We start from the raw sequence: 15,234 nt of genomic DNA, 5'->3' as shown, positions 1-15,234 counted from the left end.
ATAAAGGGATGGCTAAAATAAATAGTAATAATAACTAATGACGGTTTAAGATTTTATACGTAATGAACAAATTGCTTTTGGTCAAAGCGGAACTGGCTGTTGTAAACGCCATTATCAGCGCGTTCGCCAGCACCAATCATCATAATGATATGTTGATCATCACTCAAATTTAATAAGCGCTTCATGGCAGGCTCATCAAAGCCGCCCATCGGACAGCTATCAAAGCCATGCGCGCGTAGGGCAAGCATTAGGTTTTCAGCCGCAAGGGCAGTATTGTTGGTTGCCCAGTTTTTGGTGTCTTCAAAAGTATAGTAAGGTGATTTAATCGGACCTTTTACCCGTCTGACCACTTGAGTCGCACCCCATTTAGCCGCTGATACCACATTGGCAGGTCCTCGTAAGAAGTCCATGGCAACGACTTTGGTATAGTAGTCTTTGACCTTTTTGGGTACTGGCTTATCAGGGTATTCGCGCAATATTTGCTTGGCATGGTCATGCCACACATCGGTGCGAGCAACGACTGCGATTAAACGAGCGGCGGTTTTCGCTGCATTTTGATTCATGCAGTTTTTCACCGCGCGTTTGCGCTTGTCCGCATCATCAATCACATAAAATTCCCACGGCTGTAGATTGCTAGAGTTTGGTGCAAGCATGGCCAAACGCAAACAGTCTGCTAACACATCATCAGGTATCGGTGTGTCGGTAAAGCGGCGCACTGAACGACGTGATTCAACCACTTCGCGAAACGCTTGCAGCTGCGGTGTATTATCAGGCGTGGCAAATTTTTCTTGAGAACTTGCTTGAGCGTTTGCTTGATTGTCAGTGTCAGGGGTCATATGAGAATCCATGCTGGAGATTAAGTGATCAACTTGAGGCAGTATTGAGTACGTCTCTTTAATAGCGCCTGACACGTAATTGATATGAATAAATCAGATAGCGATTGGACGCAATAAATTGAGCGATAAGCATTCTAAGAAAAAGTGTACAGATATCAGCTGACGCCAATATCTGTCATAACAAGCTATGTTTTTTAAGGTTATAAGTAGCGGCATTTAAATAAAACATCGCTTTTAAAGCGAGAGAGTGAAGATGCTATTACAGCTCGTTTTCGTACTCATCAGCGGTTAGCAGTGCTTCATAGTCAGCGATGTTGTCAGGCTTCATTCTAAAGAACCAACCTTCGCCGTATGGGTCAGAGTTAATGATTTCTGGATCGTCTTCTAGGGCTTCGTTGATGGCAACGACTTCACCTGAGATAGGTGCATAAACGTCAGAAGCCGCTTTTACTGATTCAACTACAGAGATTTCGTCATCAACAGCGATGATGTCGCCCACGTCTGGCAATTCAACGAATACCACGTCACCCAATAGGTCTTGAGCATGGTCAGTGATACCAACAGTGATAGTACCGTCGTCTTCTAAGCGTAACCACTCGTGGCTGGCGATGTATTTTAGTTCTGCTGGGATATTGCTCATGGTCTCTCTCCTAAGTGATAGAGGATGGTTAACAAAAATAGTGGACGTTAATAATAGGGTTTATAATGCCTACGAGTCAAACTGCTGTTTGCCATTACGGACAAACGGTAGCTTAAGAACACGCACATCAACGAACTTGCCTTTGCCGCGCAGATCGACCTGAACGCTATCATCATCTGATACGCTGGCAGGCACACGGGCAATCGCAATCGAATTTTTTAGGCTAGGGGAGAAGGTACCACTGGTGATAATGCCAGTTTGCTCATTTTCCGTGCCTTGATTGATGGTGACTGTCATGCCTTCACGCAATACGCCGCGTGTCGTTAGCAACAAGCCAACTTGTTTCATGGCAGAGCTATCGTCTTTTGACTGTTGACGCTTGCTGACCAAAGCGTCACGACCGACAAAATCACGATCGTCTTTAAGCGCGAGTGTCCAGCCCATGTTGCACTCGTAAGGACTAACGTTGTCGTCCATGTCATGACCATAAAGGTTCATGCCAGCTTCCATACGCAAGGTATCACGCGCGCCAAGACCGGCAGGTTTGATGCCATTGGCTTTTAATTGCTCAAAAAACGCTGGTGCATCATCACCATGCATAATGACTTCGACGCCATCTTCACCGGTATAGCCAGTCCGAGCGACGAACCAATCTTTGCCTTCGATGTCTGTTAAATCAGCACCAACGAAAGGCTTAAGACCAGCTAAAGTATCTGCCCAGCTAGGTTTGGTTTGCGCGAGTTTTTCAACAGCGTTCGGTCCTTGCACGGCAATCATCGCAAGCTCTGGACGCTCAGTGATGCTAATGTCAAAACCTTCGGCGACTTTATCAAATTGTGCCATGTCTTTATCACGAGTAGCAGCGTTTGAGACGATACGATATTCAGTAGCGTTTTCGTTCATCAAGTAAACGATTAAGTCATCGATGACGCCACCTTGCTCGTTGAGCATGCCAGAATATAGCGCTTTACCGACGGTTTTGAGTTTATCGACATCATTGGCCAGTAGCTTTTGTAGCCATGCTTTGGTATCGCTACCTGTGACATCCGCGACGACCATATGCGAGACATCAAACATACCAGCATCAGTACGTACCGCTTCGTGCTCTTCGATTTGCGAACCATAATGGATTGGTAATTCCCAACCAGAAAAATCCACCAGCTTGCCGTCACTATCAACGTGAGACTGATAAAGAGGTGTGCGTTTAGGGGCTGAAGTGTTGGCGCTTTGAGCAGTGTTATCTTGAGTAGTGGTCATAACAAATCCTTATGTGGACATCAGCTGCATTCGATAACCAGTCGTAAAAACAAGTATCAAAGTATGAGGGCTGATGTGCCTTATCATAGTAGCGAGAAGCAATATTGCAAGGTGCAAACATTGCAACCAAGGGTAGCACAGAAAAATAGCGCAATCCGCCAAACAGACGCTGAACGTCGGTTTAAGCAAAAGCCCTATCTGTCCTGTAACCTGAGATTTTCAACACGAACCATCATTGCACGTTTTTAAAAGCATCAGCCTTAAAAAACCAAATTAAATGATGTCGCATTTTCTCCCCTTCGGTGGGTAAGGCGTCGTCCGTCCTTACCGCTCTCCAGATTTGTTATGCCTTATGTTTGGGTGTGCTACGCAATTGATGGTAGACAGCGAAACAGTCGTGACATGTGTTTTTCAGTCCTTTTACCTGAGCGATTGGCAGGGTGGATGCGCCTTCGGTGGTCAAGTAGCAACTATCAGCGCCAGCTCATTAATATGAACGCACCTGATATCGTGCTCAAGACTCTCTCCTGAAAAACGCTTTTATTATGAAAGGTTCACCGCGCTTTTACAAGTCATCTACGCGATTAAAGTGAATAATTTTGGCAAAAATTATTTTTTGTGAGAATAATCAATACCGTATCGATAAGTAAAGCGTTTTACGTTTGGTAGGTAGTGGTCAATTTAGCATGAATGCCCATCGTAAAACGTAAAGCGACTACTGATATTCACCCAAAATATGCTAATCTATGGCGATAGTTTCTGATAGGTCATTATTATGCATTGTGATATTTATAAATTCCCCAAACATAACGATATGTATGTCTATATTGCCCGTCCTGATTATCCTGACGATACCGACGAGATTAAAGATTGGCTTGGCGTATTACCAAAAGATTTCCGTGCCAGTTTAGGGCGCAGTAAATTTGTGATGCACTTGGACTTAGCCAATACACCGACACTTGCGCGCGTTGATAAAGCAGAGGTACTGGCAAAATTACAGTCGCAAGGGTATTTTGTACAAATGCCTCCGCAAGATGTGATGCGCCGCCAAGCGGAATTACGTGCGCGTGAAGCACAAGACAATATTTATGATTAATGGGTATTTTTGAAGCGAGTTTTCAATCAGCCTCTTTTGGCTATGTTGCATGACAGCCAGCAAGAAAAAGTTTACGACACATTTGCGCTCATGCATTTTGGTAGAAAGTCGTGATAAACTAGCAGGCTATATGAGTGACAAGACAAAAAATACGTGGCGAGGCAAAAGGTCGTGTTTCAAGTGCTTATGTCTTAAGGGCTTTTGAAGATAATGTATTCGATATTATGGTTCGTTGAAACAGCACATTGTCTATCGTTAAGCGCGTAAACGCGCTGCACAATTTATAAACGCAGGTAACTACACACGCATGGACTGGTTAAAAGGTATTATAAACAGCTTACCGCTGGAAGCCATTAGTGATATTCTCGGCGAAATTGCTATTTGGTGGGGACAGCTGGTAAAAGACGTGCCACCCGCAGACTTACCGATGTACGCGTATCTGGGTGGTGTCGTTATTGTGTTGGTATTGTGGTTGCTGGTCGCTCGTATGCTGCCGCGGCCGTTGGGCGGTGTGAGTTGGATGATATTGTTTGCTGTGTTATTGGCACCAGGCACTGCCCTTGGCGATCCAAGTGTGATTGCCCCCGCTAGTATCGCCGTGGTTTATGCGATTATGATGAAAGACACGGCTGGCGCGATTACCAATATGCTGCCGATACTCGTGGTGTTAGTGGTCGGCTTATTTGTGGGCTTTGTCTGGCAGCTTATTCGCGGTGCTTTTGAGTCAAGTCTAGACAAAGCGCGCAGTCGTACTGCAGAAGATACACAAGCGACCATGCAGCTGACGACTGGCAATTATTTGACAGAAGGCATGACTTTAACCGACCAAGCCACTGTGGCTGAACCGTCTAATAAAACGCCTTTAGCGGCTAATCCTAAAGCAGACGTTAGCTTAAAAAAAGACAGCAGTTTAGCTAAAAAGCCTAATATGGAAAAGCTCGATAAGTAGTAAAGCAACATCAATAAAGTGCCATCAGTAAAGCGACGTCAGTAAAATGATATTAAAATTTCGCTAGCGATGATTGGCTCTGTGCTTTAGGTTTATGGTGGCTACATAAAAGACGCTATTAATAAAAATACTGTGAATGAAAAGCGCCATAAAAAAAGACACCATGCGTGTCTTTTTTTATGAAAAAACGTTTTATGACTGTGCCGATCAACCGTCAAAAAGCGTTCAAGGCATCTATTGTTTTTCAACAACTGCGAACGCATGAGTATTTTGGCAATCAATCATGCTGTGCTAATCTAAATGATTATTTATTTGCCATCAATTGCCTTTAAGCCTTTTCTGGCTCTTGACAGCCCTAATCTATAACAATAACTGAGACTTGATTATGACCACGACTGATAAAACGAAAAAAAGCTTTACTGGTACGCAAAACTATATTGCCACTGACGATTTGCAGTTGGCGGTCAACGCAGCGATGACGTTACAAAAACCACTATTGATTAAAGGCGAGCCGGGCACTGGTAAGACATTATTGGCGGAGGAGGTCGCTGAAAGTTTGGGTATGCCGCTGATTACGTGGCATATCAAGTCAACCACGAAAGCCGAGCAAGGGTTGTATGAGTACGATGCAGTATCGCGCTTGCGTGATTCGCAATTGGGTGATGATAAGGTTTATGAGATTGGCAATTATATCAAACCCGGTAAGCTATGGGAGGCATTTACCAGTAAAGAGCGCAGTGTGCTATTGATTGATGAAATTGATAAAGCTGATATCGAATTCCCGAATGACTTGCTTCATGAGCTCGATAAAATGTCTTTTTATGTTTATGAGACAGGTGAGACCATTACCGCGGCACAGCGTCCAGTGGTTATCATCACCTCGAACAATGAAAAAGAGCTGCCAGATGCCTTTTTGCGTCGTTGTTTTTTCCATTATATTGACTTCCCAGAAGAAGAAACCATGCGTCAAATCATTGACGTGCATTTCCCTGATATTCAAGAAAAGCTGGTCAACGATGCGCTCGATATTTTTTATAAGCTGCGCAATGTTCAAGGGCTTAAAAAGCCACCATCAACGTCTGAGCTGGTTGATTGGTTAACGCTCCTACTGGCTGATGATATGGCACAAGCAGAGCTGGAAGAAAATTTGCGTGGTGAAAAATCCATTCCACCGTTATATGGCGCACTGCTTAAAAATGAAGCCGATGTGAGCTTGTTGCAACGCTTTGCTAATATAATGCGCCGTTAAACGAAAGACTATTTTCAAAATGATGACACGCCCTAATAAAACGGCTTCACTTGTCACCATATCAGCCAATAAGCGATGCGACTCTTATGTTTATCAAATTGTTCTATACCTTACGTACTTATGGTGTGCCAGTCAGTACGCGTGAGCTGCTTGACCTAAATGCCGCGTTAGATCAAGGGCTGATGATGCAGCCAATTGTCTCATCAAAGCAGGAAGATCCAGAGCTGTCTACCTTTGCCAGTCGTGAGGATATGTACCGACTGATTCGGCTTTGTATGGTCAAAGACGAGCGCCATTTTGATAAGTTTGACCGAGCAATGGCAGATTATTTTGAAGGCGTCGACAGCCTGGATATGGATGAGCTATTGGCTAAATTAACGGACATTCCTAAAGAGTGGCTTGACTTAAAATTAGATCCAAAAAACTTAACCGAAGAGCAGCGCCGACTGCTCAAAAAATACGGCTCGTTAGAGGAGCTAATGAAAGCGCTTGAAGAGCGTCTTAAAGAGCAAAAAGAGCGGCATCAAGGCGGTAGTAAGTGGGTTGGTACAGGCGGTACATCGCCATTTGGTGCCTATGGTGACCATCCAGAAGGCGTGCGCGTTGGCGGTGAATCGCGTAAACGTAGCGCGGCTAAAGTCTGGGAGAAGCGTAAATACCGCAACCTTGATGATGACAGTCAGCTTGGTACCCGTCAAATTCAAATGGCACTACGAAACTTGCGCCAGTTTGCTCGTACCGGTAGCGCCGATGAGCTAGACATTCATGAGACTATTAAACGCACGGCAAAAAAAGGCGTGCTCGATATCCATATGCAAGCTGAGCGCCGTAATCGCGTCAAAGTATTGATGCTGTTCGATGTGGGCGGCAGTATGGATGTCCATGTTGAAGCCTTAGAAAAGCTATTTTCAGCGGCTAGAAATGAATTTAAAACCTTAGAGTTTTTTTACTTTCATAACTGTTTGTATGACTATGTTTGGAAGGACAATAATCGTCGCCATAGTGCGCCGATGCCAACGTATGAGCTACTCAATAAATACGGTCGTGAATATCGCGTTATCTTCGTCGGCGATGCGTCAATGTCGCCATATGAGCTGATGACAGTTGGTGGCAGCGTTGAATATATGAACAATGAGGCGGGTATTGTTTGGTTAAAAAGGGTATTGGCGCATTTTGATAAAGTCGCTTGGCTCAATCCTGAAGATCCAGCGTACTGGCAATATACCCAAACCATCGTTGAAATTAAGAAACTATTCGACAATAAAATGTATCCGATGACCTTACATGGGGTAGAAGAGATGACCAATTATCTAGCGCGTTAATTTTGACGTGTGGATAAAGATACGCCCTAACTTAGAAAACCTGTTAATCCCCGTATTTTTTGATAAAAGCAGCCGTTATGACAGCATAGCGGCTGCTTTTTTGTCGAAAATAATCAGTTTTGCAGTCATACGGCATTGGTATAAGCAGCAAAATATGATAACATTCATTTAAAATGAATGTTATAGAAGCGTTTTGACTGGTTCGGCGAAAAATTTGATGACAAGAATTTGATAATTGTTTGTAAAAATCAGTCGTCGTTGCTTATTTAAGCACTTCATTTTTCATATGTTAATCAACCAATCAATGTAATGAACTTATGCCATTTTCAACCATTTTAGTAGCAAAAAAGCGCGTGCAAGTACTACATTCAGTAGACTACACGAGTTTGACAGCGCTCCTCATATTTTTTGGAATTGGTACTAATAAGAGAGACAGTATGGCTTCACCAAAGACTTTAGAAATCGTCACCGCAACTGTTCCCGTCCTTGAAGAGCATGGAACGGCAATCACCACGGTGTTTTATAAAAACATGTTTGAAGAGCATCCCGAGCTGTTGGACATATTTAACGAAACCAATCAAAAATTGGGTCGTCAACAGACGGCTCTTGCAACGACCGTGTTAGCCGCTGCTAAGCACTTGGATAAATTGGCGACGTTATTGCCACAAGTCACGCAAATCAGCCACAAGCATCGTGCTTTACAGATTTTGCCTGAGCATTATCCTATCGTTGGTAAGCATTTAATTGGTGCAATTAAGCAAGTGCTGGGCGAGGCGGCCAATGACGATATTATCAATGCTTGGACTGAAGCTTATGATGAGATTGCCTCAGTATTTATCCAGATTGAACATGGCATGTATAAGGAGGCGATGTGGCAGGGTTTTGCGCCTTTTGTAGTGACTAAAAAGGTAGCAGCTGCTACGGATATTGCGGCCTTTACAGTTGTACCAGCCAAAGATAATGCAGAAAGTCATCAACAGATTGACCTGAGCAAATTGACTTTAGCCGCAGGTCAGTACATCACAGTGAAAACAGATCCAAAAGACAGTGACCATGTTGCGCTACGTCATTACTCTTTGTACTCTGCTAGTACCGATGCAGGCATTCAGTTTGCGGTCAGACGCGACAACCGCAATGAGCATCATGGTTTGGTCTCTAACTATATGCACGACCAATTAGAAGTGGGTGACACGGTTTTATTATCGGCACCAGCAGGTGACTTTGCGCTCAATCAAGACTTGGTACAGCAAAATGAGATTCCGCTAGTATTGATGAGTGCGGGTGTTGGGGTAACCCCTGTGCTATCTATGTTGGAAGCACAAGTATTAGCCAATCCAAAACGACCTATTATTTGGGTTTATGCTTGCCAAAATGATGCGCATCACGCTTTCAATACTGAAGTGGAGACGCTGTTAGAAAAGGCTGAGACTGTAGAGAAGCATGTCTTCTATTTTGAGTCTGGACAACTATTAGATGAGGCGTGGCTTGCTCAATTACCTAAGCCTGCTGATATTTATGTCTGTGGCTCGATGCCATTTATGGAAAGCATGATCGATGGGCTAGTGACGCTAAATCACGGTGTTGATAGCGTTCATTATGAACCGTTTGGTCCCAAGATGAGTTTGGGCGGTTAATTTTAGCTATTAACTGTTGCTAATAATAAAAAAGCACTTGGATGACAGAGTCGTCTCAAGTGCTTTTTATTCAATGCAATTTATCTTATTTTTATCACTATTTTAAAAAAATACATCGCCTAATCTTTATTTTCAACCAATCCAACCATCACACCCATCTCTTTTTTATCATGCTTATCAATGCTGGGCGCATATAATGCCGAAGCAATCCCGCCATCTAAAAACAGAGCATTCGGACAGTTTAAGTCATTCTTAAACAACGATGCAAATTGATAAAATGTCACAGGCTCATCGCTACTGACAAATTTTATGTGACCGTCATCACAAACACCTGCGCCATTACGAATCTTGAGTGAAGTACTATCAGGATTAAATTGCGGATGTATCTCGTTATTGATAACCAACATAGGACCTGATTGGGTGGCATACCAAGGCTGTGCCTTACTACTGTTAAGCTGATCGTCAAAGGCGTTACTTTCCGTAATTTGCACGTTGCCCAATTTATCCCACCACATCACGCCATTGGGCAGTAAATGAAAATTGCCACCGCCTTCTTTGAGATTTAGCGATTTGATCTCTTCACCATCAATGATGGTATAACCAATCGGTGCATAATTTTCGTTATACATACCTGCATTCATAGCAAAGTTAAGTGCTTGATTTTTTGGTAAAGTCGCTAATAACGTATCAAAGGTAAGTAATGGCTGCGTACTATCAGGCTGCTGCCAAAATAATTTTAATGAGTAGCGACCACCTATCAAGGCTTGAGCGTCAATGCTACAAACACTATAAGAAAATGGTGCATCCTGAGTCTGGCACGACCAGTTTTGTGTCTTGTTGTCAGCAGCATCAGTGCTTATCGGTTGGCAAGCACTGACACTTAGCAAGAGTAGGACGACTGCTCCTAAAGGTAAGGGAAGAGCGAAATTTGGCATCAATCATCTGTCTTTTTGATAAAGAGTAAAATATAAACGCTCATGGATAGTGAAATACTAATCACTATTGCTCATCATTGCTAAGTGGAACATCGCGAAAAGTATTGTTGACGTTACCGATTAACTGCCCACCGCCAGTGATACTCGCAAAGTTGCCAAGGCTCTGTTCCACCGATGTGGTGGTTTCTCTGCCTTTATCCCGTGAGTCTTTATTATAAGCAATGAGGGCGTCATCATTGGCTAAAAAGCTATCTGGGTTCGCCATGACCCACATCTGATTAAACACATCTGCGCGGGCGCTATTATTGAGTAGCGCTCCCTTATCGGTAAAATAAAAGAACTTTGACAATAGTTTTATCTGCCCATCATCGAGGCGGCGCGCGATATGATACGGTTGTAATTGGCTTGGGTGTTGTAAGCCGACTGCGCCAACGATACTGGCCAGGGATTTCAGAGTGTTTTTATGGAAGCTTGCGACGCGCTCAGCTTTGCTTGGTACATCCAGCGCCTTTTGACGATACGGGTCTTGGGTGGCAACGCCCGTCGGGCAAGTGTTGGTATGGCACGAGCGTGATTGAATACAGCCAACGGCAAACATAAAGCCGCGCGCTGAATTACACCAGTCTGCGCCCAAGGCAATCATACGGGCAATATCGAAACCAGAAACGATTTTACCGCTCACGCCAAGTTTGATCTTATCGCGAATGCCTGCGCCGACCAAAGTGTTGTGTATTAATAAAAATCCTTCAACCATCGGCATGCCGACATTGTCCATGAATTCGACAGGAGCCGCGCCAGTACCGCCTTCTGCGCCATCGATGACGATGAAATCAGGGTAGTTATCGGTTTCAATCATGGCTTTCACAATGGCCATAAACTGCCAAGGCTGACCAACACAAAGTTTGAAGCCCACAGGTTTGCCGCCTGACAACTCGCGCAGTTGTTGCCAAAAAGCGACCAATTCTCGCGGGGTACTAAAGGCTGTATGCGACGAGGGCGACACACAATCTTGACCTGTCGGTACTTGACGGGTATCAGCGATTTCTTGGGTGATTTTCTCCGCGGGTAGCACGCCACCTTTACCAGGTTTTGCCCCTTGAGATAATTTGATTTCAATCATTTTTACTTGTGGATCAACCGCTTTTTCGGCAAAAGAATGCGGGTCAAAATTGCCACTATCATCACGGCAACCAAAATACCCTGTACCTAGCTCCCAAATCAAATCACCACCGAACTTGCGATGATAAGGGCTGATAGCCCCTTCACCCGTATCATGAGTAAAGCCGCCCATTTTTGCGCCTTGATTGAGCGCCATAATCGCGTTAGCCGATAAGCTACCAAAGCTCATCGCCGAGATATTAAATACCGACATATCATGCGGCTGTTGACAACGCTCACCGCCAACCATAATACGAAAATCTTTGTTTTCTAGAGGTTGGCTAATCGCTGATTGTAAAAACCATTCTTTACCATTGGTGTATAAATTATCTAACGTACCAAAGGCGTTAGTGTCGCTAACGTTCTTAGCACGTTGGTAAATTAGCGCCCGCTGCTGGCGTGAAAACGGTACTTGCTCTTTGTCATTTTCTAGTAAATATTGACGAATTTCAGGACGAAAATCTTCAAGCACATAACGAATATGTCCGGCAACTGGATAGTTTTTCAAAATAGCATGCTTTGATTGTATGACGTCATAAATCCCCAAGCATACCCCAAACCCACCGAGAATAATTAACCACCAATTTAGCAATAGTAGACCTGCTAAAAATATTAAGATGGCAGCGCCAAAGGTGCTATAGCGCAGCAATAAGCCGACCAAATACGGAGAGTTGGTTTTAGGTTCAGGATTTAGATTGGTACGAGATTGGGGCATGGCTACACTCAACAGTAATACATAAATATTAAAAAGGTGACAATGATTTAAAGAGAGAGTAGGGTAAAAACCACCCTCTTATGACCATTATTGTTAGACACTGACAAAGCGCTCAGATTTATCGCCTACATCATACACATATGATATCACTGCATAGCAGTAATTGGGTAACAGAGTGCTACTGTTGATGTTGCTAGTGGCGTGATTTTAACAGACAACTTGTACCAAAGTTTTCTGCTCGTCGATCACTTTAAGCTTAATCTCAACGGGCAAAAATTGCTGAATGAGCCATGCTTGGGTTTCAGCGTGCTTACTAACGACACGTGCGGTAAACTCGCCACCGCCTGCTAACGCCAGTGGTAATAGCAACTGGTCTGTTAAGTATTCATCAACCAATGCATCGGCTTTAAAGAGATAACGTTTAACCAAACCTGCTAAGCGATTGCCCATCTTCTCCGCTGATGTGCGTTTTTCACCCAATAGCGTAAATATTTCGTGATGCAGACAATCGCCCCATTCATGAGTAACCTGTGCATAGCAAGTATTACCTTCACCGATACCGTTCAGCTTATTGGTTTTAGTGGTAATGAGCGTGTCATTCATTCCAGTTTCGAGCAGTTCTACTTTAGCGCTTGCAAGCTCACGTTTGCAGATATCGTATTCGAGATTTAGATTACTCGCGACTAGCTCTATACCGACCAACGCTCCGCGTTCAGTTAGCGTCAATGGTCGTGAGTCAGCACGGCGCATAAACGGTGTGATGACAGCACAAATCGAGCCGCCACCAATGGGCGCAAAGCCTGCTTGCATACATTCAATATCAACTTGCATCCCTAATTTCGCCAATGCAGGGACGAATGCGTGCTGTAAAAAGTCCGTGGTGGGTGCTAATGGATTATGCGTACCGCCTTTTATTGTTACGGTAGATGGTGATGCTGAACCAGTGTTGGCAAAAAGCAGGGCGGGTAAAAGCGTTTGTAGCACAAGACTGGTGCTGCCTGCTGAGCCAATATCAAAATTATAATCGCCTGATTTCACTTTGCTTGGCGTAAAGGTGAACGCCATACTGCCCAAAACGGCACCTGTCACGGTGGCATTTGATATTTGCTGCGAGGCTTGTACACACATCAAGTGCTGACGCATCAATCCAGATTTAGCTCTTCCAGCACGAATATTGGTGATCTCGATTGGTGTGCCTGTGAGCATCGATAACGATAGGGCAGTGCGAATGATTTGCCCGCCACCTTCGCCAGTGCTGCCATCTATTTTTAGGGTTTTGGGCTTTGTTTTAGTCATGATAAATGTCTTTATAGTTTGGACGACTATTGATTTGTGATGTTTTTAAAATAGACTCAATGAAATGCTTCCGATACATTTTGGGTCGCATTTAAAATAAGATTGAAACCGACTGTCAGTGTCTGGTAGTAAGGTCTAAATGGTGCGTTGTGCTGAGTGACGTGTACGGGGCATAAGTTGTAAAAAAGCGTTTGCCCGCAACGCGTAGCAGCCACTACAGTATGTTTTCAACCCCCTGCTGTGGATACGCGGGGTCTGACACTCGCCCAGTCGATTCCAAAAGAGGAGTCCGACAGCTTATTTTAAGCTGGCAAGAAATTTTAAAAATGTGGTTTAAAAATAACTATTTAACAAGATTAAATTGCCAGTTATTGGCTTGAATAACAATATTAATCTTGCGAAGTTTCATCGCGATATCATCGGCTTGCTTTTGCAAACCTGCAACCGATACCATGACATGCCACTTAATCTCTCGCGGGCTATAACGATCAACCTCAGTATCGGTGGCTTCAATTGCCTCCACCAACAGCTTGTGACGCATCTCTAACGTATCACGCTCGATTAATAGTGTCAGCATCGATTGGCCGTCATTGGTCTTGGCAATGGCATTGGTACGGTGAATGCGTTCAATCAATACGCTCAGCTCGGTAATGATTTGGCTTGCATCGATCATCAATGCGTTTGGGTCTTCATTTGGCGTGTCGCCTTCTTGGACTTTGACATTGCTGCGAATGCGTCCTTTGATTTGCGCTAGCTTCTTTTGCATATCGCTACGGATAAGTAGGGCTTCTGCGAGTTTCATTGGGGTTTCCTTTTACTAAATTTGATGTGCTACATTGTTTTCAATTGATTTTATAATCATTCGTAAGATTAGGAACCAAGCGTAAACACTTCCTGATGTAACTGCATGTGCATCATCTAGCAATCCATGAGCAATATTATTGCGTAAATTAAATCCCTTAGAATCTGTAAATAGAGTCTTAATTTCAAAACATAGATTTTCACCTAGCAACCTAATTAGCTCTAAAGAATTCATTAATGTACTTAAACCATTTTCAGATTCAATATTATTTGATGGGTCAATATAGGACGTTTTGACACCTAAATCTTTTAGAATCATTCTAATCATATGTTCAAACTGAGGACATAGTACATGCGTTGAAGTATAGTAATCTTTCTGAAACCCTGCATATAAGGCATGACCCATTAACTTCTGACGATTAAGTGGAACAATAGGAGCTTGCTCACATAGGTTTTCTAGGTAATCACGTGTAAATATATGTTCTGAATTAATTTGATCCAGTGCGGGTAAAATTTGACTTTCTACAGTCAAGTTGATTCTAGTCATTAATAACTTAATAGCATGGTCGTTTTTGCACTCTTCTATACTGTTAGGGTCATTTATATCAATGCCTTTATTTATTGCTATAGTACGACCATCAACGGGTGAAACTGCTCTACTACCTCCAAGAAAATCTATTACACTAGGGTGGTACTGTTCTCTCATCCCCTGATAGTCTAGTTCATGAACTATATTTATAAATCTTTTCAAGGCTTCTGATAAATTGGTAGTACCAGTGACACGACTAATTGCTTGTTCAGTAAGTTCAGAAACATCAATTCCAGTTTCAGTTATTTGCATAGAGTTTAGTCCAGACAGGTTTGCATCATTAATTTTTTGTCTTATTCTTTTAATGCTTACTTCAGTTTTTAAGTTTTCACGAAATGGTTTTTCTACACCCTGAAAAGCATTAAGAGCTTTCTTATAAAAATCACAAGCTGCTAGACCACTATCTAGCATTCTATTATCAGCATGTACTTCAAGATAAAGCCCTTTTTCATTGTTGGCTTTGGACTTACTTTGTCTTTTCTTAGACTTATGATATGAATCAATCACAAAATCTAAATAATCGATAGCTTGTGTCATTTTCACGTGAGACTCAGTTTTTTTAGACTCCACTATATGCTGCATCTTTTTAGCAAGTATATATTCTTCATTCTTATTCAAACCTGAATCGAGAATATAGTCAGTCTATAATAAAAGAGATACAGCCCATATCCTGAAACAGTTTTGGTAAATTATTCTCCATCCACCCTTGGCGTAGAAACTTAGCCTGTGCCCACTTTTTCTCGATAGGGTTTAGATC

13 protein-coding genes and 2 riboswitches are annotated in these 15,234 nt (G+C 43.1%); of the genes, 5 read left to right on the top strand and 8 right to left on the bottom strand.

Annotated elements, in window-relative coordinates; genetic code table 11:
* Nucleotides 1-53 precede the first annotated feature (53 nt).
* The 3 genes from JMW94_RS11100 to gcvT form a co-directional block, all read right to left on the bottom strand.
* Entirely contained in the window at nucleotides 54-836 is a 783-nt protein-coding gene (locus tag JMW94_RS11100) for a nitroreductase family protein (protein WP_201539908.1), read from the bottom strand.
* Nucleotides 837-1,095: 259 nt separating this feature from the next.
* Complete coding sequence (gene gcvH, locus JMW94_RS11095) at nucleotides 1,096-1,476, bottom strand: glycine cleavage system protein GcvH (protein ID WP_011280078.1); 381 nt, start codon at nucleotides 1,474-1,476, stop codon at nucleotides 1,096-1,098.
* 69 nt (nucleotides 1,477-1,545) lie between these two features.
* On the bottom strand, nucleotides 1,546-2,733 hold the full coding sequence (gene gcvT, locus JMW94_RS11090) for a glycine cleavage system aminomethyltransferase GcvT (protein ID WP_193007665.1): 1,188 nt from the start codon (nucleotides 2,731-2,733) through the stop codon (nucleotides 1,546-1,548).
* A 188-nt stretch (nucleotides 2,734-2,921) separates the two neighbouring features.
* Nucleotides 2,922-3,081: riboswitch (glycine riboswitch) on the bottom strand.
* Nucleotides 3,082-3,135: 54 nt separating this feature from the next.
* Nucleotides 3,136-3,273, bottom strand: a riboswitch (glycine riboswitch).
* A gap of 235 nt (nucleotides 3,274-3,508) precedes the next feature.
* Here gcvT and JMW94_RS11085 point away from each other — a divergent pair.
* From JMW94_RS11085 to JMW94_RS11065, 5 genes are all read left to right on the top strand, one after another.
* Nucleotides 3,509-3,829 carry a YcgL domain-containing protein gene (locus JMW94_RS11085; protein WP_045451381.1) on the top strand — a complete coding sequence of 107 codons (321 nt, stop codon included), beginning with the start codon at nucleotides 3,509-3,511 and terminating at the stop codon, nucleotides 3,827-3,829.
* Between the two features lie 307 nt (nucleotides 3,830-4,136).
* The gene (locus tag JMW94_RS11080; protein WP_201604452.1) at nucleotides 4,137-4,778 is read left to right on the top strand and encodes a hypothetical protein; all 642 of its coding nucleotides are present in this window, start codon (nucleotides 4,137-4,139) and stop codon (nucleotides 4,776-4,778) included.
* Between the two features lie 385 nt (nucleotides 4,779-5,163).
* Nucleotides 5,164-6,027: an AAA family ATPase gene (locus JMW94_RS11075; protein ID WP_201604451.1), complete on the top strand. Its 864-nt coding sequence runs from the start codon at nucleotides 5,164-5,166 to the stop codon at nucleotides 6,025-6,027.
* 86 nt (nucleotides 6,028-6,113) lie between these two features.
* Nucleotides 6,114-7,349 (top strand): vWA domain-containing protein, encoded by a 1,236-nt coding sequence (locus JMW94_RS11070; RefSeq protein ID WP_201604450.1) that lies wholly within the window; start codon nucleotides 6,114-6,116, stop codon nucleotides 7,347-7,349.
* A gap of 437 nt (nucleotides 7,350-7,786) precedes the next feature.
* A complete protein-coding gene (locus JMW94_RS11065) occupies nucleotides 7,787-8,983 on the top strand; it encodes a globin domain-containing protein (RefSeq protein ID WP_201604449.1) in 1,197 nt (398 codons plus the stop codon).
* A gap of 119 nt (nucleotides 8,984-9,102) precedes the next feature.
* Here the strand turns inward: JMW94_RS11065 and JMW94_RS11060 are convergent, their stop codons facing one another.
* From JMW94_RS11060 to JMW94_RS11040, 5 genes are all read right to left on the bottom strand, one after another.
* Nucleotides 9,103-9,918: a phosphodiester glycosidase family protein gene (locus JMW94_RS11060; protein WP_201604448.1), complete on the bottom strand. Its 816-nt coding sequence runs from the start codon at nucleotides 9,916-9,918 to the stop codon at nucleotides 9,103-9,105.
* Nucleotides 9,919-9,982: 64 nt separating this feature from the next.
* Nucleotides 9,983-11,791 (bottom strand): FMN-binding glutamate synthase family protein, encoded by a 1,809-nt coding sequence (locus JMW94_RS11055; RefSeq protein ID WP_201604447.1) that lies wholly within the window; start codon nucleotides 11,789-11,791, stop codon nucleotides 9,983-9,985.
* A gap of 207 nt (nucleotides 11,792-11,998) precedes the next feature.
* Entirely contained in the window at nucleotides 11,999-13,087 is a 1,089-nt protein-coding gene (gene rtcA, locus JMW94_RS11050) for an RNA 3'-terminal phosphate cyclase (RefSeq protein WP_201604446.1), read from the bottom strand.
* Nucleotides 13,088-13,430: 343 nt separating this feature from the next.
* Complete coding sequence (locus JMW94_RS11045; RefSeq protein ID WP_201604445.1) at nucleotides 13,431-13,889, bottom strand: DIP1984 family protein; 459 nt, start codon at nucleotides 13,887-13,889, stop codon at nucleotides 13,431-13,433.
* A gap of 15 nt (nucleotides 13,890-13,904) precedes the next feature.
* A complete protein-coding gene (locus JMW94_RS11040; protein WP_227685492.1) occupies nucleotides 13,905-15,014 on the bottom strand; it encodes a DUF4209 domain-containing protein in 1,110 nt (369 codons plus the stop codon).
* Nucleotides 15,015-15,234 lie beyond the last annotated feature (220 nt).

It is taken from the genome of Psychrobacter immobilis, from assembly GCF_904846185.1.
Classification (GTDB): Bacteria; Pseudomonadota; Gammaproteobacteria; order Pseudomonadales; family Moraxellaceae; genus Psychrobacter; species Psychrobacter immobilis_B.
The sequence above is the reverse complement of the archived record's forward strand: the minus strand, read 5'-3'. Positions and strand labels throughout refer to the sequence as shown.